Genomic DNA, 17,918 nt, shown 5'->3' on the forward strand with positions numbered 1-17,918 from the left:
CGATGAAATCTCATCTTGGAATTCGACCCGGTTTTCGCGCGACAATCCGACGAAACCCGCACCAGTCCTGCTTTCGTCGCGCATTCGTCCTATTCGATCAAGGCGCTTCCTCGTGTCTCAACTCTCCTGACCCCTAACAATGCCGGAACCTGCCCATTCCACTTCTCCCGGCCGCCCGCGCACAAGCAGGAGGCCCCATGGACATCGCCGCCTTTTTCGCCGCCGAAGTAAAGCCCGCGCTGGGCTGCACCGAACCGGGGGCCGTGGCCCTTGCCGCCGCCACCGCCGCGCGCCACCTGCCCGCCCCGCCGGAACGCATCCACCTGCGCCTTTCGGCCAACATCTACAAGAACGGCCAGTCCGTGGGCATTCCCGGCGCGCAGGGCCTGCGCGGCAACATGCTGGCATCCGCGCTGGGCGCACTGGCGGGCGATGCGGACATGGGCCTGCAAGCGCTGGCCGCCGTCACCGACGACGACGTGGCCGCCGCCCGCGCCCTGACCGAGCGTGGCGCGGTAACGCAGGAAATCGTGCAGGACGTGCCCACGGTGTACGCCGAGGCGGAACTGTACCGCCCCGGCCATCTGGTGGTGGCCGTGGTGGCCGGGCGGCACGACCGCGTGGCCGAGGTGCGCCACAACGGGCAGGTGGTCTACCGGGCGGAGGACACCCTGGGCGGCGACAGCCTGCCCCCGTACATGGCCGACCTGCAACGGGCCGCCTTTGACGACCTGTGGAACTGGGCCGACGGAATTGACGCCGACCTCACCCGAGACCTGCTGCGCGGCGCGGAGATGAATCTGGCCGTGGCCGAGCAGGGGCTGACCAGCCCGTGGGGCTTGGCCGTGGGACACACCTTGGGAATGGCTCTGCGCGGCGGAGATCGCCAGCATACCGGCGCGTCCGGCACCAACGCATCTGGTTCCTGCGTATCTGGCGACCGCGTATCTGACGCCTGCGGTCCGGACATCAGCGCCCGCGTGAAGGCCACCACGGCTGCCGCCGCCGACGTGCGCATGGCCGGGGCCAACCAGCCGGTCATGAGCAGCGCAGGTTCCGGCAACCACGGGCTTACCGCCATCATTCCTCCGGCGCTGGCCGCCCGCGCCTGGGGCCGCAGCGATGCGGAACTGGCCCGCGCGCTGGCCCTGTCGCACCTGGTTACCGGCGCGGTAAAGGCCCGCACGGGCCGCCTTACCCCGCTGTGCGGCTGCGCCGTGGCCGCCGGGGCGGGCGCCGCCGCCGCGCTGGTGCGCCTTGCGGACGGCACGCCCGCGCAGGCCGAACAGGCAGTGGCGCTGGTGTTCTCGTCAGTCATGGGGATGATCTGCGACGGGGCCAAGGGCGGCTGCGCCCTGAAGGTGGGCACCGCTGCGGCAGAAGCCTGGAGCGCCGCGCAACTGGCCCTGCACGGGCCGGGCATGACCGGGGCCGAGGGCATTGTCTCCCCCGATTTCCGCGCCTCGCTGCGCTCGCTGGGCGAAGTGTCCAGCCTGGGCTTCGCCGCCGTGGACGTAGCCATCATCCGCCTGCTGGAGCGCGGCGTGCAGTAGGCGGCGCATCGCCCCCGCGCTCTGGACATACTACAAGAACGGCCCGCCGCATTGCGGCGGGCCGTTCTTGCGTCTGACCGTGACAGAGGATTGCAGCGGGGCGAGAAAAGCCCGCTCCGCACTCCACGTCATTCCGACCAGTGGACCGCTCTTTCCACCTTGATGATGCGGAGTTCCCCGGCCTCCTTCCCAAGAAACACGAGAAGCGACGTGCATTCCGGCTTGTCCCCTGCAAAATTCACGGGGACCACCATGACGGAATCGTTGATGGCTACTGCCTTGTAAACGTGGATGGTTTCAAGCCATTCCTCATTGGGATCCTGAGAGTCCAGAAAATAGTCTGACCAGTAATTCCCCCTGTCCAGCTCGACAAGGTTCCTGTGTACCGTATCTGCGTACACATACCGATATATTTCTCCATTCTTCAGCGGCTCGTTGCCAAGCAGTATTGCTTCTCGCATATACCACTGATAAAAATCGTAAACAAAATTTTCCGGACCGTCTGAAAACTTGCGCACATTGGCATGGCCAGATGCACATCCGCACATAAAGACAAGCATAAGCAGGTATACGTATTTTTTCATATGCACCCTCTTGCGAATCATATGAAATAAAACATGACGATACTCACATACTGTGCGCGCTCACCACGTCGACCAACACCCTTCACATAAGCGGATACACGTCCATAACCTTGAAGATTTTCAACTCGCCATCATAGCTCTTTACCAAAACAATCACATTTCGTCTTTCCTGTCCCAGAACAAATTCCACAGGTATCATGGAGACGCCCCCTCCAATGCTAACCGCATCCTTCACATCGACAACAACATCAACCCACTGCGCCCCATAACTGCCAACCTTGGTGAAATAGTATATCCCGGACGTATCCGCGCGAACATCCGTGACAAGAGGCTTGGCTACATATTTATAAATTGCATCATTCTTCTCCGCCATATCTTCACCACGGTCTGCCACGAAATACCACGCATAGAAATCACGCACGACTTGTTCGGGGGACTGCTCCGCGCACTAGCCATCGACCGCATGAAAAAACAGCATCGCAACCAGCATGACACTACAATATGCCCATCTCAACATCTTCATCTTATCCTCCAAAAACCTCGCAGACTTCCTACCAACACAGCACATATTTTCTGGACCGCGTCATTGCAACCGACAAGACCGCGTAAACCCAAGGAAAAACACTACTTCCCTACATTTTATCATATCGCACTAAATCCCAGATTTTCATAAAAAGCACAACTCCGAGCCACGACAGAACGCAACGCGAGCTCCTCCAGCGCGCGTCGCACATATTGCAAAAGCGCGAAGATAACCTTGACACTATCGGACAAAAGAAGGATACAAAGACCACTACGCACCATAGCATCAGTACCAAACCCGCATCCCACACATTTTTCATGATACGTGACCATCATACCCGCGTGCACTTCATCCACATTTAATCTTAATCAGTATTATGACAATAACCAACCACACCCAAAAAATAATCACGATACTATGTATATTCCTGTCAGAAACACTTATCTGGTACTTCTTAGACATACTTGACGATGTAAACACATTCTATATGTACATGTTCATCACTTTCTGGATATCAATACTACTCATGACCGCAGTCAACATAAATAACGATAACAACATAACAAAAATCGCATCATGTATAATGATATATTCTGCCTTTCTATTTATGGCATTTATGTTTACCTCATGGTCACATAACATCACAGGTGGCGACAATGTGAGGCCAGATTTATTTCTATTCAAAAAGAATGAACACATAGAAATTGGATTTAGAGGATATTTTGCAGGATATATGCAATGCATATATTTAATTACAATATACAACACAGTTAAAAATCATGAAAATTAAAAGCACCTGTGACTACTTGGCGAAGACGCAAGTACCCGCAGGTGCACCACACAAAAAATTCCCTGCTATTTTTTAGCATTTTCCTCTTGGCGCCTTTTCTCTCTTTTCTTCTTCACGCGGTCTATTCCCATTTTCGCCCCTTCAAACAACAAGAACTCTTGGGCGTTTATTCCGCCTCTCCCCACGTTCTCCATTGTTTTCGCCCAACCCTGAATATTAGGGGTCATAGTTTCCTGCATTTTTGCAATGCCATCCTGCTTCTCTTTGCTTCCATAGGGGTACATCCACCACGGACGCAGGCGTTGCAATATGTCTTTCGCCTTGGAGTCTCCACCACTTTTGCCCTGCCCGTCAGGCCCCGCAGTTGGGACATCGCGCGCGCCTGCTGCATCCCCAGCAGGCCGTCCTTCTTGCTCTTGCACATTGCTCGTCGCGGCGGCACTTCCCGCCGCGCCGCCATGGGCAAACGTGAACCTGCCGTCCGTGGCGCGCGGGTGTTTCGACTCGTCCCAGCCGCGCGCGGCAAGGCCCTGCTGGATCAGCCCCGTCGGGTCGTACGCGCTGACCGGATCGTCCACGCAGTAGTCGTACAGGTCATGGTCGCCCCCCGTGTCACCCAGGGGATCCGGCGCCGTAAAACGCCCCGTGCGCGGATCGTAATCGCGGAAGCCGAAGCGTACAAGGCCGGTGTGCCGGTCCACAAGTCCCCCGGCAAACCCCAGCGGAAAGAAGAAATACGGGCAGGTGTCCAGCAGCGGCAGGCCGAAGCTGTCGTACTCCAGCCGCTTGACCACCGTGCCGTCGGGATCGATGAGCGCCTTTACCGTACCCACCTGATCGCTGCCGATGCAAAAGGTGACGCTACGCGCATGGGCCGCCCTGTTCTCCGCATCGGTACGAAAAAGGGACGGGGCCAGCATGCCGCCGCCCAGATTGTCCAGTGCCGGGCCACGCACGGTGACAGCGTGCGGCACGCGGCACATGCCTGCCGTCGCTTCCGGCTTGTCTTCGCCCGCCTCGTAATGAAACACGTACTCCGTGCCGGTCCGGTGGTCGCGGAACCGCGCCAGGCGCAACGGGTCATGCCACTGGTATTCCTCGCTGGGCGCATCGTTGCGCAACACCAGAAACGGCATGCCCGCATTGTTGAGCGATACCGGACGGTATCGCCAGAGGGCAGCAGCACGGAATCCAGCGTCACCGGGGCGACGAGAATGCGGTGGGCATTCCGGCGCACCCCGTCACGCACCAGTACCTCCCGGACACTGCCGTTCCCGTACTGGAAATACGCACGTTCCCGCCCCTCCTCCCGGCAGCGCAGGGTACCATCGGGCGCGTATCCGTACCGCGCACGTCCCGCGCGGACCATCCTCCCCTCCCTGTCGTAGGCAAAGCTTCGTTCCGACTCCAGACCGCGTAGCGCATCCCTCGACATGCCCGGTACGGTGGCCGTCCGCGCCATGATGCGCTGGCCCGCCGCATTGTACGTGTATTCCTCCGCCAGCGCACCGTCGCGGCGCACTCCGGACAGATGGCCGCGTTCATCGAAGGTGTAGCCGTATTCAACGACATGGCCACCGCATGTCTCCAACCTGGTGCACAACGTGCCATCGGGGCCAAAATCGCAACGACAGGAGAAGCCCGAGCCGACGGCAGGCTCAGCCAGATTCCCCCCTGATACGGTGGTGCCGGGCTGGAACATCTTTCCGGAAATATCGGCAACGACATCCGGCGGACTTGTGCGAGGCTCCGGGTATTCAGGCCTGGGCTGTTTGGCAAACACGATGTCACGCAAAAAAGCTTCCGTGGACATGGCGGGGCGGGCGATACGGGGGCGCGCAGTCTGCTGCCTGCTGGTGCGGGAATACGAAGGCATGGCACTCTCCTGAGTTATGTCGGCATGCGGGCCGACACCGCCGATAGCATGCTCATATCCCGATATTTCCCCGCAAGGGGGTTGGCAGGGGATCACAAGGCCATCCGGACGGGGTTCCACCATGGCCGTTTTCCGTGGCGCAACACCCCTGACGCGCTTTACCGCCACCGCCCATGCCGCCCAATGCCCGGAAGCTCGTCACGCGCCTGTCCGCCTGCATGGGGCAACCACATCCATGCGGAGCTGTCGCACCGCTCTTCCCTGCGGACATGGGCATCAGAAAACGCAACGGGCCGCGTCACCACGACGCGGCCCGTTGTTCATTATTTTCCGATGGCTTCGGCACGTTGCTGCTGGGCATACAAAACGCCACACGGCAGCATACGGCACGCCACGCCCACCGGTTGCACGCGAGGGGCAACCGCACCCCTCCCCGCCACAACCCGGCCCCGCCCGATGGCGCGCAGGGCAGCGCCCCTTCCGTCCCCCTCAGTCCACCCAGACCACCTCGGGCACGTTGCGCGGGGGCACCCGGTGGTACTTCATGGCGGGCATGCCCAGCATCATGGCGCCCACCACGTCCAGGTCGTCGGCAAGGCCCAGCGCAGCGCGGGTGGGTTCGTGATTGCTGGCGGCCCACATCACCAGACCGGCCCAGCAGGTGCCGATGCCCCGCGCCGCAGCCGCGTAATCCAGCGTGGTGGCGGCGATGCCGCCGTCGCACGCGCCAAAGTTGTAGCTTTTCGGGGCGGTACAGTACGCCAGATGCGGCGCGCCGCGCAGCACCTTGTCGCCGCCTGCGGCAAACGCGGCCAGCGCATCCGGGTAGTAGCCCGCTGCGCTCAACCATTCGGAAACCACCCCGGCCAACGCCCGCGACGCGGCTGCGGAACGGATCACGTGCCAGCGCAGCAGGCGGCTGTTGCGGGCGGTAGGCGCATGGCGCACCACGTCCATCAGTTCGTGCAGGGTGGCATCCAGCAGCGGACGCGGCGAAAAACGGCGGATGGAGCGCCGGTTGCGGATCAGTGCATCCATGGCCGTGGCGTCGGCCTGGCCCGGCTGCACCGGCAGGAAGGACGCCAGCGGCAGACGGGCGTGGCGCAGGGCACTGGTGGGGCACACGGCCACGCAGTGCCCGCAGTCGATGCATTGTTCCGCTGCGTCGGGCACGGGCACAGGGTGGCCGTTGCCGTCCGGTTGCAGCAGCCCCTTGGGACAGGCGGCCATGCAGTGGCCGTCGCCCGTACAGACATCCGTATCGAGGGTAATCAGTTCCATGCAGGCCTCCTTGGGCGTTGTGCCCATGGAGCCCTTTTGCCACGTACGGTGTTTTCGGCAAGAAGGCACAATTGGGGAAGCGAGTACCCGGCGGGAAACAGGGGCACCTGCACGAGACCGCCCCCCGCACATCGGAAAAAGGGGACGGACACGGCGGCAGAGGGAAACGAACGGCCCTACCTGTCGGACAAGGCCAGCCCTGCCCCGCTGCCGATGAAGGCGACCCCCACGGTGCGGTTGTACCAGCGCGCGGCGCGGGTGGTGGCCAGCAGCGCGGCAATGCGCGCCCCGGCCATGGCGTAGAGCATCATGCCCAGAAAGGCGATGACGGCCAGGTCCGCCACCAGCAGGGCGCTGCGGGCCAGGGTGTCGCCGGGGGCCAGAAATTGCGGGAACAGCGCGGTAAAGAACACGATGGCCTTGGGATTGCCCGCCGCCACGAAGAACGCCTGCGAGAACAGCTTGCGCGCCCCCGGACCGTCGGGGGTTTCGGATGTACCGCCAACGCTGGCATTGCCGGTGGCGTCTGCATCACCCGCCGTCGCCGCCGCATGCAGGGGCACTGCCGAGGCGCGCAGCATGCACACCCCCACGTACACCAGATAGGCCGCGCCCGCGTAGCGCACCACCCGGAACAGGTCTTCCGACGCGGCCAGCACCACGCCCAGACCGGCCACCGCCACCAGCGCCTGCAACACCGAAGCTGCCGTATTGCCCAGCGCGGATGCCAGCGCGCGCCGCACGCCGTAACGCACCCCGTGCGTCAGGGCCAGCAGCATGCTGGGACCGGGGGTGATGGTGGCCACCAGCACCGTCAGTGTGTACACGATGAGGAAATTCCATGAGATGGACATGACGGCGGGCTCCTGCGGCGGAATAGGGGAACAGGGGGAAGGAGGGTACGCTTGGCGGAAGCGTGGCGGGCAGGGCCGCCCCGTGCGGCTCCGCTGCCCTATCGCGCATCCTGTAGCGCGGCACGATGCGCACGGCAAGCAGCCCGTATCGCCAATTCTCCTGTCGGCAGTTGGCCTGTCCCATCCTGCCCTGTTCTGCCCTGCTCTGTCCTGTTCTGTCCTGTTCTGCCCTGTTCTGCCCTCAGCCTTTCCCCTTGCTCTGAATGCTCCCGTTGCCCCGCCGCTCCGGGCTGCCTTGCCTCCCGATGCCCCCCTGCTCCCCGTGCACGACGAAGGGCGCCCCCGATGGGCGCCCCTCTGCCTGTTCAGGCTGTCGTGTCCCTGTGAAGGAGATCCACGGCGAAACCATGTCTGCAATGCGCCGCGCGGGCAGTGGTGCGGGCATCGGCCCCCCGGAAAGGAACCGCCGGGCCCGGCGGGCGCGCCGTGGGAAATCGATCCGGCGCGTTCCGCGTGCCGCCCGCGCGGCACGTCATGTCATCCGTACATGGACGGGAGCCGCCCGGCGGCTCCCGTCCTTTCGAACAGCGGTCTTTATCCTACTGGGTCCTACTGGGTCCTACTGGGCGGCGGAAACCAGCTTCTTCTGGCCGTCCCACACCTTGTCCGCCTTGGGCAGGACAGGAATGTACCTGAACCAGACGTGCGTCTTCATGTGTTCGGGATCCTGCTGCAACTTGCGGCTGTGCTTCAGGATGGGCGGCACGATCTTGTGGATGTCGCCCGCGAGATCCTTGGAGATGGCAAAGCCGGTGGCCTCGCTGGCCAGGTCCACGGCCTGCTGGCTGTACTGCTGCGAAGAGGCCAGCGTATCCAGCGCCTTGGCCGGGTTGTGGAAGCCCACGCTGTTCTCTGCGGACACGTAATCCCAGAAGAACTGACCCTTGCGCACCATTTCGCGCGCCTGAATCATCAGGTCGTCATAGTTGGCGGGCCTGGTTCCCTGGAATTCGGATGCCAGGCGCACGGCCTCGTGCGCCTTCACCGACAGGTCCTGGGCCTTCAGCAACTGGTCGTAGGTCTTCTGCTGGCTGAACAGCACGCGCGAGCGCAGGTAGTCGGGGCTCTTGTCCGAATGGCACTGGCGGCAGGCGCGCAGGTCCGGATCCTTCAGGGGCGAGGTCCACCAGTGGCCGGAGATCTTCTTCTTGTCGTCGGTGCGGGTGTAGCCCATGTGGCAATCGGCGCACGAAACGCCCGCCGCGCCGTGCACGCCGTTCTGCCACGTTTCGAATTCCGGGTGCTGGGCCTTGATCATGGGCGTCTTGGACACGGGGTGCACCCAGTCCACGAAGTTGCCCTCGAAGCCCTTCATCTGCGAATTGCCCGCGGTCTTGTAGTAGGTGTACATGTCCTGCGGGTCATACCCGTCGGCCCAGGGGAACACGGGCTTCTTGGCCACGCCCTTTTCCTTGTCCAGAAAGTAGTACTCCACGTGGCACTGGCCGCACACCAGCGAACGCTTCTCGTTGCGCGAAAGCTTGGCCCAGTCCTTGCCCTGCGCCTTCAGCTGGTCCTGCAACGGCACGCTGTACAGACGCAGTTCCATGGTCTGCGGGTCGTGGCAGTTGGCGCAGCCGATGGTCTCGTCCTTCATGTCGATCTTGTCACGCAACTCGTTGACGTCCTTGGCCCAGAAGCCGTCGCCGTATTCCTTCACCCAACCCATCATCTTGGGGGTCTTGCAGTTCCAGCAGGTGGCGGGCAGACCACCCTTTTCCGCATAGGTGTTGATGCGGTCGATGTGCAGGAAGTCTTCCAGCGCCTTGGTATGGCCGCGCGCGTTGCGGTACTCGTAGCTGAACGGGTAGCCCAGCCACAGGTTCTTCAGGTACGGCTGGGCGTGCTTGTACCCTTCGGGCAGCGGATTGACGTTGTCGTTCTTGTTGAACGGCACCGAACCGTTGAATTCGGTCATCACGGTGCTTTCGTCGTTGCGCTGGTAGCTTGCGTACTGCTGCGGAAATTCCGCCTTGAAGGCGCTGCTGCGGGTTTCCTCCGCCGCGATCCTGGTCTTGAACACCGGGGTTTTCAGTTCCGTAACGTCGGAACAGCCCGCGAGAACAAAGGGGACAAGCGCAACGGCAAGCAGCAGGGTCCCCTTGCGGGCCATGCCGCGCACCGTGCGCAGCGACAGCGTGTCATTCCTCAGATTATCCATCGGCGACCTTCCTTGTGCTGATCGGCGTCATGCGCATGTGCTGGACGTTGCGGTGGCAGTCCACGCAATAGGGTTTGGAATCCATGCTGGCCACCTGCGTGTTGGTCATGGTGTGGCATGCCTTGCAGTTGGCGTTGACCACGTCCTTGGTGGACTGGCCCGAATGGATCACGTCGTCCGGCCTGCCCAGCGTGTTCATGTACACGTCCTTGGCCCCCGCCACCGCCTTGAAGGGCAGCTTGGCGGCCAGGTTGTGCGGAGCGTGGCACTCGTTGCAGGCCAGGTTGGCATGCGTGGACGCCTTGTGGGTCAACGCCGCCTCCTGCATGATGTGACAGCTCGCGCAGAACGGACGCCGGTCCGTGACCTTCATGCCGAAGCCCGCCCCCGCCGCCAGCACGACCCCAAGGGCCGCCCCGACGACGATGAGCCGCAGCCCCGTACGTCCGTTGCGAGGTGCTTCCTCTGACATTTCCGCCTCCTTGCTGTGGAGGGGCGCCCGCCCTGCCCGCGTGCGGCGGGGTGGTCGCGCCTCCGGGTGCATCCGTGCCCGCGCCCGATCAGCCCGACGGGTGCGCACGGCACTTGGTGACGGACAGTCTTCAAGACCCGTGCCGTTGCGTGAAATCCGGCACATTCCTTCGTTCAAAAATAATTTCGCCGGATTGCCATTACGGCCACTAATGAGGAAGGTATGGCAGGGCTTGCGCTTGTCATATTTACATGACAAATTGGCAGATAAATCTGACGAAGTCAGCTTTTTCAGACTTTCCCGACTCCGCACAGGGGACCCCATGACACAGCCCCAAATGCAGCAGCAAACGCAACCCGATGGCAACGCGGCCGCCACGGACCCGGCGGCAGGAAGTCCGCAGACCAGACTGCCCCATACCCGCGCGGCCTTGTTCTGGAACATTCAGACCCTCATCGTGCCCGCAGCACTGGTGACCCTGTGGGTGGTGCTGCTGCTGGCCCTGTATCAGTGGAATGCCCGCAACGAGGCGGCCCACGTACGTGAACTGGCGCTGTTGCAGGCACGGGCGTTCTTTTCGCAGATCGTTTCGACCAGAGCCTGGAACGCGGCCCACGGCGGGGTGTTCGTCCAGACCAGCGAACTGGGGCAGCCCAACCCGTGGCTGCCGCCCGACCAACGCACCCTGCTGGCCGCCGACGGCACCATGCTCACCCGCATGAACCCGGCCTACATGACCCGCCAGATCTCGGAATTTCTCACCACCAGCCAGGGGGTCAGCTTCCGCATCACCGGCCTGCACCCCCTGCGACCGGAAAACGAGGCCGACCCGTGGGAAACCGTGTCGTTGCAAGCCTTTGGCAAGGGCGAGCGGGAAACCTTCACGCTGGCCGCCGAGCATCCCCACACGGCGGAACAGGGCGCGTCCATTGACACCACTGGCGGCGCCCATGGCCCCAGCTTTCGCTACATGGCCCCACTCGTTGCCGACCAGACCTGCCTGACCTGCCACCGCACCGCCGACGACACCGTGGGCGGCCTGCGCGGCGGCATCAGCGTATCCATCGCGGCGGCCCCGCTGCTGGCTCTGGAACGCCAGCGCCTGGACCAGATGGGGCTGGCCTACGCCATCATCGGGCTGGTAGGGCTGTTGGGCATTGGCGGGGCATCGTTGCAGATCAGCCGCAAAAAGGCCCTGGCCGAGGCGGCCAACCGCATGAAAAGCGCCTTTCTGGCCAACATGAGCCACGACATGCGCACCCCGCTCACCGGCATCATCGGCATGGCTGAGTTGCTGTCCGGCTTCCAGCCGGGTCCGCAAGACCTGTCGGAACCATCCCGCCAGTCCGGCAGGCCTGTCGGTCCAGATGTACCGATTGGACCATGCAACCCGGACGGACCGGGAGGGACAAACGAGTTTGGCGGGCTTGGCGGACCAGGCGGCGCCGATGCGCCCTCCGCGGAACCCGGGGCCCGCTACAACGAATACCTGGGCCAGTTGCGGTGCGCCGCCACGAACCTTCTGGAAATCGTCAACGACATCACGGACTTTTCGTGCCTGGAGTCAGGCCGGATGCGTCTTGCGCCGCGTACCTTCCGGCTGCGCCCCGCGCTGGAGGCATGCCTGGGGTTGTTCCGCTTCGCGGGCGAACGCAAGGGACTTTCGCTGTCGCTCCACGTGGCGGAGAACGTGCCCGAAGCGTTGGTGGGCGACGACTTCCGGCTGCGCCAGGCCCTCGGCAACCTCATCGGTAATGCGGTGAAATTCACCCGCCAGGGGGGCATTGCCGTGGTGGTGAACATGGTGCCGGAACCTGTGCCCAGCCGTCCCCCCGTGACCGGAACCGGAATGGCGACGGGGATTGCGGCAGGAATAACGGCAGGGATTGCGCCGACGACCGGAGCGGGGTCCGCCCCGCGTGAGGTGCTGTTGCGTTTTGCCGTAGTGGACACGGGCGTGGGCATTCCTGCGGAACAGCAGGAAACCATCTTCGAAAGCTTCGTACAGGGCGAGGCGGCCAGTTCGCTGTGCCTTGGCGGCACGGGCCTTGGCCTTGCCATCTCGCGCGAGATTGCCCGCATGCTGGGCGGCGACATCGGCGTTGCCAGCACGCCGGGCGCGGGCAGCGAATTCTGGTTCACCACCCGGTTCACCGTGACGGGGTCGCCCTTGGACGGTGATGTGCCCGTTGACGCGGCCAGCGCACCCGACATGGGGCTGGCCGCATGGGTGGGTGCCTCTGAAACCCGCACCGCCCACCCGGTCCCGCCGATGGTGGAAGAAACCGGTCGCGCCCCGGAAGCCGGACCGGCAAGCGGCGCCGTTGCCCCACTGCGGCTGCTGGTGGCCGACGACAACCCGGTGAACCGGCTGTTCATGCAGGACGTGCTGCGCGGCGCCGGACATCAGGTGGCCGTGGCTACGGACGGCCTGCAGGCCCTGCAACTGCTGGAGGAACTGCGGCCCGACCTGGCCCTGCTGGACGTGCGCATGCCCGGCTGCAGCGGCATCGAAGTGATGCACCGCCTGCGCGCCGGGCAAGTGCCGGGGGTTGCCCCCGACATGCCGGTGCTGGCCGTCACCGCGTCGGCCATGGGCCACGAAAGTGCCGCCCTGCTTGCCGCGGGCATGACCGGCTGCGTGTGCAAACCGCTGACCGCCGTCATGTTGCTGGCCGCCGTGGCCGATGCCGCAACCGGGGGCACCCCGCTGGAATGCCCCGGTACCGGCGATTACGCCGATGGCCTGCACCGTTGGCACGCCGGAGAAGGTACGGTTCCTTCCCGCGCGGGGGCACAGCCCGCCGAAGCGGCCACCGCGAAATCCGACGGTCAGGCAGGGGTGGGCACAGCCACCGCACCCGTTACGCCCGCCCTTTCCGACACTCCCGCTGCGCCGGACGTATCAGGAACCCCGGACGTACCGGACATAATGGACGAGGCTGCCGCGCTGGACGCCCTGGGCGGCAACCGCCCCCTGTTCGTGAAGCTGTGCCGGGCCTTTCTGGACGAGGTGGACACCCGGCGCGCCGCACTGACCAACGCCGTGCGCGAAGGCCGACGCCAGGACGCCCTGCGCGAGGCGCACGCCCTGCGCAACTCGGCGGGCATGCTGCGCCTTTCAGCCCTGCATGACCTGTGCGACGCCATGGAGCAGGCGGCGGGACGCCCCGTGCCTGGCGCCTCGCCGGACGACCTGCCCAATCTAACGGACCTGCCCGATCTGGCGGACCTGCCCGATCTGCCCGATCTGCCCGATCTGGCGGACATGTTGCACCGTCTGTTGCCGCTGCTCGAAGCAGGTGTGACACGCGTACGCGCGATCACCGACCCGGATGGCGGGCCCGATGCAACGGACGCGACTGACAGAGCTGGCGCAAAGGGCGCAAAGGGCGCAACCGATACCGCAACGCCGGACGCCGCCCCGGTGAAGGAGACGCATCGCTGATGGCCCGCATACTCGTGGTGGACGACGAAGCCATGGTCCGTACCATGCTGGCCGAGGTGGCCGTGGGCATGGGGCACGAGGCCCTCGCCGCCGCCACCCTGGACGAGGGGCTGCGCCTTGCCGCCACCGGCGCGCCCGACGTGGTCTATCTGGACGTGCTGCTGCCCGACGGCAACGGCCTGGCCCACGTGACCACCTTCAGCCGCCTGCCGTGCGCCCCGGAAATCATCGTGGTCACCGGCTTCGGCGACGCGGACGGCGCGGAAACCGCCCTGCGCCACGGGGTGTGGGAATACCTGCAAAAACCCCTGCGCGTGCAGGACATCACCCTTTCGCTGTCCCGCGTGCTGGCGTATCGGGGCGGCAGGGCACGGCGGGGGATTGGCGGCAACGGCACGGTGCAGGCCAGCCAGACGGGTCAGGCGGGTCATACGGGTCGGGCGGGTCATACGGGTCGGGCGGCTCAGGCGGGCCTGGCCGACAACGGGCCGGGAACGCCCGCCAATGCCGTGCCGTCTTCCGTTGCGCCCCCTGCACCGTTGTCGCGCGAGGGCATCGTGGGCGACAGCCCGGCCCTCGATGCCGCACTGGAACTGATGGCCGAGGCGGCCGCCAGTTCCGTCAACGTGCTGGTGCTGGGCGAAACCGGCACCGGCAAGGAACTGTTCGCCCGCGCCGTACACCGCAACAGCGCCCGGGCGGCAGGTCCGTTCGTCACCCTGGACTGTGCATCGCTGACCGAAAACCTGGTGGAAAGCCAGCTCTTCGGTCACGTGCGCGGGGCCTTCACCGGCGCGGACCGCAGCCGTGAAGGCCTGCTGCGCCTGGCCCACGGAGGCACGCTGTTTCTGGATGAAATCGGCGACCTGCCCCTGTCCATCCAGGGGGCCTTTCTGCGGGCGCTGGAACTGCGGCGGTTTCGCCCGGTGGGCGCCAGCAGGGAGGTGGAAAGCGACTTCCGCCTGGTGGCGGCCACCAACAAGGACCTGCACGAAATGGTGCGGCTGGACATGTTCCGCAGCGACCTGCTGTACCGGCTGCGCGGCCTGACCATCACCCTGCCCCCGCTGCGCGAACGCACGGAGGACCTGCCGGAACTGTGCGCCTGGGCGGTGGACCGGTTCTGCCAGCGGCACGACCTGCCCCCCAAGTTTCCGGCCGAGGATTTTCTGGAAACCGTGTCCTGCTACCCGTGGCCGGGCAACGTGCGCGAACTGGTGCACGCGGTGGAGCGCGCCTGCGCCGCCGCCCGCGACGAAACCACCCTGTACGCACGGCAACTGCCCACGGAAATCCGGGTGCGTGTGGCCCGCGACAGGATGGACGAGCATGCGGCGGGGCATACTGGCCAGACGGGCCCGGCAGGGCTGGCAGCCAGTCACGCCATGTCCGCCATGTACGGGCAGGCTGGCTGGCCCGGACTGCCCGGATTGCCCGGACTGCCCGGACTGCCCGGATTGGCGGGGGCGGGGTCAGCGGCGCTGCACCGTGCACCAGCCACGGCGGAGCAGGGGGCGGCGTCCATGACGGGCAGGCCGCCCGATGCCGTGCCCGCGTGGCCACCACGCGCCAACGGGGCAGGCCCCGCCCCGGAATGGCCCGAAGCCCCTGCCGCCACCCTGCCGGGAATGACCGGAGCAGCAATGCGCGGGCAGGCGACCATCGACCAGCGTGGATTTGCGCCGGGCGCCACCCCGCCCACCCTGCGCGCCCACAAGGCCGACGCGGAACGCGCCTACGTGACCCGCCTGCTGACCCACTGTCGCGGGGACATCCGCGAGGCGGCGCGGCTGGCCGACGTTTCGCGCGGGCACTTCTACGAACTGCTCAAAAAACACGACATCGGAAAAACCGACTGACCGCGCAAGCCCTGCTGGTACCCGAACAGACTGGTGGACGGGGCGGCGGACCGTGGGGGACCGTGGGGGGCCGTGGGGGGGGGGACCGTGGGGGGCCGTGTGTGGAGCGGGCCGACAGGCAGCGCTCGCCCAGCCAGCCCATGCCATGCCGAATAATTGCCGCGCCGCATCCGCCATTGGGGCATGCGGCGCGGCTTTTCGCATTTCTTCCCGCCCCGTTCCGCCGTTCCCCCGTTCCTGATGACGACAAGCCCCCTTTCCGGCGCGGAGCGGGCAACCGGAAAGGGGGCAATACGGAGCCTGCCACGAGTGGGGGGAACCCGTGACGATGTTACGTTACGACCATCGACGACAGCCATCCATTATTTTTGCATTTTCCGCGTGGCATGACTTCATATGCGAAAATATCGAAAAACCACCATCAGCGCCCCCATTCCATGCATTGCACAAAATGCATACAGCAACAATGCGCACTCCGTCCCCTCATTCCGCATGGCATCATACGTTTCCTTCCGCCATGCGCCAGAAAGCTTTCGCGCTCCGGTTCTTCTCCCGGCGCACACTCCTGCCTGCCTTCGCCTCCCGTGCCCCCCGGCCTGACCGGTCAGGCGCCGTCCGGGTGTAATCCCGCCCGGTGAACCGGCAAGATTTCCCCCAAAAACCTGCATGCTTTGCAACTAACCCTATTGCGCATGACTGCCAAAACAATGTAGTGTCATGAATAGTATTACCGCAAAAGCAGAGGGTGCGGGGTATCCCGCGTCATGTTTTGGAATCACTACGCGCTCTCCGATCCGCGTCTACGGTGGGGGGCCAAAGAGGAGGACTGTCATGAAGGAAAGGAAATCGCAAAAACGGCGCTGGCTTGCATTCTGCGCGCTGGCCGTCGTACTGGGGCTTGCGATCGGGGGGTCGGCGCAAGCGCAGGAGATGACGCTGAAAGATTCGGTCGTCAACACCCTTGAAACGCATCCCCGCCTCAAGGCCTTCCAGGAAAACCGCCAGGCCGCCGAACACGACGTTGACCGCGCGCGTGCCGGCTGGTTCCCGCGCCTTGACGTGCGCGGCGGCGTGGGCGTGGAACAGTACAACGACCGCTCCACCCGCGCCACCGGCAACGAAAACGACTGGTACGACCGCAGCGAAGGTTCGGTGACCCTCAGCCAGACCATCTGGGACGGCCTTGCCACCGCCAGCCGCGTGGATATCAACAAGAACAAGCTGGGTTCGGTGGACAACCGCCTCATCGACAACGCCGAAGCCCTTGGCCTGGACGCCGTGCTTGCGCACATCGAAGTGTTGCGCCAGCGCGAAATCGTCCGCCTGTCCGAACTCAACGTGCAGCAGCACGAATCCATCCTGGGTTCGCAGGAAGAACGTTCGCGCATGGGCGCGGCCAGCGTTTCCGACGTTACCCAGACCCAGGGCCGCCTGGCCCGCGCCCAGTCCACCCTGACTGAAGCCCGCAGCGCGCTGCAGGTGGCCGAGGCCGCCTACCTGCGTCTGACCGGCAAGGTTGTGCCCGAAACGCTGGGCCCGGCGGAAGCGCCCACGGACACCCCGCCCAGCGCCGACGCCGCCCTGGCCGACAGCCAGTCCACCAACCCCAAGGTGCTGGCGCTGATCTCCGACGTGCGCACCTCGGAAGCGGAAATCGACCTCGCCAAGTCCGGCTACCACCCCGTGATCTACGCGGAAGTGGGCCCCACCTACAAGGATCAGGTGGAAAGCAGCCGTGACCACGAATGGGGCACCGCCGCCATGCTGCGCATGAGCTGGAACCTGTTCAACGGCGGCGCCGACGTGGCCGCGGTGAAGGGCGCCTCCGCCCGTTCGCGCCAGAGCCGCCAGGAACTGCAGAACCAGATCGACGAACTGGGCCGCGAAACCCGCGCCACCTGGAGCCAGATGCTGTCCGCCCGTGAACAGCAGCGCTACTTCCTGTCTGCCATCGACTACAACGTGCAGACTCGCGACGCGTACATGCAGCAGTTCCTGGTGGGCCAGCGCAGCCTGCTGGACGTGCTGGATGCCGAAAACGAACTGTACAGCTCGTCCATTCAGGAAGTGACCTCGCGCCTGAACGATGCGGGCGCCCAGTACCGCCTGCTGGCCCTTGGCGGCAAGCTGCTGGACAGCCTGGGCATCGACCGCGACGCCCTGCGCAAGAACACCGAGCAATAGCCGCTCCCGCAGAGAACGGCATACCCGAAGGGGTCGGTCCGAAGGACCGGCCCCTTTTTGCGTGGGCAAAGGCGGGAGCAGGGAACGGGACCGCCACGTCCGGACGGGGGTTGGCTTCACGCAGGCTGGGAGCGGACCGGGTGTCGCTCCCCTGCGGACGGCGAACCGCGTACTGCAGCCACACTCCTGACTGGTCCATATGCAAGGCCCGCATGCAGCATGAAGCGCCTTGTGCGCGCCTTCAAAAAGTGATCAATACTTGACTTTTTGGCA

11 protein-coding genes are annotated in these 17,918 nt (G+C 64.5%); 4 read left to right on the forward strand and 7 right to left on the reverse strand.

What is annotated here, in order from left to right:
• Positions 1-197: 197 nt before the first annotated feature.
• Positions 198-1,553: an L-cysteine desulfidase family protein gene (locus DESTE_RS08035; protein ID WP_035066727.1), complete on the forward strand. Its 1,356-nt coding sequence runs from the start codon at positions 198-200 to the stop codon at positions 1,551-1,553.
• Between the two features lie 128 nt (positions 1,554-1,681).
• Here DESTE_RS08035 and DESTE_RS08040 read toward each other — a convergent pair whose 3' ends face one another.
• The 7 genes from DESTE_RS08040 to DESTE_RS08070 all read right to left on the reverse strand — a co-directional run bounded on the left by DESTE_RS08040 (position 1,682) and on the right by DESTE_RS08070 (position 10,154).
• Positions 1,682-2,137: a YqhG/Tai3 family protein gene (locus DESTE_RS08040; protein WP_198015343.1), complete on the reverse strand. Its 456-nt coding sequence runs from the start codon at positions 2,135-2,137 to the stop codon at positions 1,682-1,684.
• An 82-nt stretch (positions 2,138-2,219) separates the two neighbouring features.
• Entirely contained in the window at positions 2,220-2,558 is a 339-nt protein-coding gene (locus DESTE_RS08045) for a hypothetical protein (RefSeq protein WP_156925299.1), read from the reverse strand.
• A gap of 957 nt (positions 2,559-3,515) precedes the next feature.
• Positions 3,516-4,586, reverse strand: coding sequence for an RHS repeat domain-containing protein (locus DESTE_RS17190; RefSeq protein WP_051384380.1), 1,071 nt, complete (start codon positions 4,584-4,586; stop codon positions 3,516-3,518).
• A gap of 1,229 nt (positions 4,587-5,815) precedes the next feature.
• Positions 5,816-6,607 (reverse strand): nitroreductase family protein, encoded by a 792-nt coding sequence (locus tag DESTE_RS08055; protein ID WP_035066736.1) that lies wholly within the window; start codon positions 6,605-6,607, stop codon positions 5,816-5,818.
• 176 nt (positions 6,608-6,783) lie between these two features.
• Positions 6,784-7,461, reverse strand: a complete 678-nt coding sequence (locus DESTE_RS08060) for a LysE family translocator (protein WP_035066739.1) — start codon at positions 7,459-7,461, stop codon at positions 6,784-6,786.
• Between the two features lie 619 nt (positions 7,462-8,080).
• Complete coding sequence (locus DESTE_RS08065) at positions 8,081-9,634, reverse strand: ammonia-forming cytochrome c nitrite reductase subunit c552 (protein ID WP_035069982.1); 1,554 nt, start codon at positions 9,632-9,634, stop codon at positions 8,081-8,083.
• Positions 9,635-9,674: 40 nt separating this feature from the next.
• Complete coding sequence (locus DESTE_RS08070; protein ID WP_035066741.1) at positions 9,675-10,154, reverse strand: NapC/NirT family cytochrome c; 480 nt, start codon at positions 10,152-10,154, stop codon at positions 9,675-9,677.
• Positions 10,155-10,476: 322 nt separating this feature from the next.
• On the opposite strand from DESTE_RS08070, the gene DESTE_RS08075 reads away from it, so the two are divergent.
• From DESTE_RS08075 to DESTE_RS08085, 3 genes are all read left to right on the forward strand, one after another.
• Positions 10,477-13,602 carry a response regulator gene (locus tag DESTE_RS08075; protein WP_051384381.1) on the forward strand — a complete coding sequence of 1,042 codons (3,126 nt, stop codon included), beginning with the start codon at positions 10,477-10,479 and terminating at the stop codon, positions 13,600-13,602.
• Positions 13,602-15,461 (forward strand): sigma-54-dependent transcriptional regulator, encoded by a 1,860-nt coding sequence (locus tag DESTE_RS08080; RefSeq protein ID WP_035066743.1) that lies wholly within the window; start codon positions 13,602-13,604, stop codon positions 15,459-15,461. Before DESTE_RS08075 ends, DESTE_RS08080 begins: the two co-directional genes overlap by 1 nt.
• Positions 15,462-16,391: 930 nt before the next feature.
• A complete protein-coding gene (locus DESTE_RS08085; RefSeq protein ID WP_245590778.1) occupies positions 16,392-17,645 on the forward strand; it encodes a TolC family outer membrane protein in 1,254 nt (417 codons plus the stop codon).
• Positions 17,646-17,918 lie beyond the last annotated feature (273 nt).

The sequence above is a fragment of the Nitratidesulfovibrio termitidis HI1 genome, assembly GCF_000504305.1.
Classification (GTDB): domain Bacteria; phylum Desulfobacterota; class Desulfovibrionia; order Desulfovibrionales; family Desulfovibrionaceae; genus Cupidesulfovibrio; species Cupidesulfovibrio termitidis.

Bases quoted from the DNA above. Each gene is read 5' to 3' on its own strand.
- DESTE_RS08035 (WP_035066727.1), top strand. From the start codon at position 198: ATGGACATCGCCGCCTTTTTCGCCGCCGAAGTAAAGCCCGCGCTGGGC.
- DESTE_RS08040 (WP_198015343.1), bottom strand. From the start codon at position 2,137: ATGAAAAAATACGTATACCTGCTTATGCTTGTCTTTATGTGCGGATGT.
- DESTE_RS17190 (WP_051384380.1), bottom strand. From the start codon at position 4,586: ATGCCGTTTCTGGTGTTGCGCAACGATGCGCCCAGCGAGGAATACCAG.
- DESTE_RS08055 (WP_035066736.1), bottom strand. From the start codon at position 6,607: ATGGAACTGATTACCCTCGATACGGATGTCTGTACGGGCGACGGCCAC.
- DESTE_RS08060 (WP_035066739.1), bottom strand. From the start codon at position 7,461: ATGTCCATCTCATGGAATTTCCTCATCGTGTACACACTGACGGTGCTG.
- DESTE_RS08065 (WP_035069982.1), bottom strand. From the start codon at position 9,634: ATGGCCCGCAAGGGGACCCTGCTGCTTGCCGTTGCGCTTGTCCCCTTT.
- DESTE_RS08070 (WP_035066741.1), bottom strand. From the start codon at position 10,154: ATGTCAGAGGAAGCACCTCGCAACGGACGTACGGGGCTGCGGCTCATC.
- DESTE_RS08075 (WP_051384381.1), top strand. From the start codon at position 10,477: ATGACACAGCCCCAAATGCAGCAGCAAACGCAACCCGATGGCAACGCG.
- DESTE_RS08080 (WP_035066743.1), top strand. From the start codon at position 13,602: ATGGCCCGCATACTCGTGGTGGACGACGAAGCCATGGTCCGTACCATG.
- DESTE_RS08085 (WP_245590778.1), top strand. From the start codon at position 16,392: ATGACGCTGAAAGATTCGGTCGTCAACACCCTTGAAACGCATCCCCGC.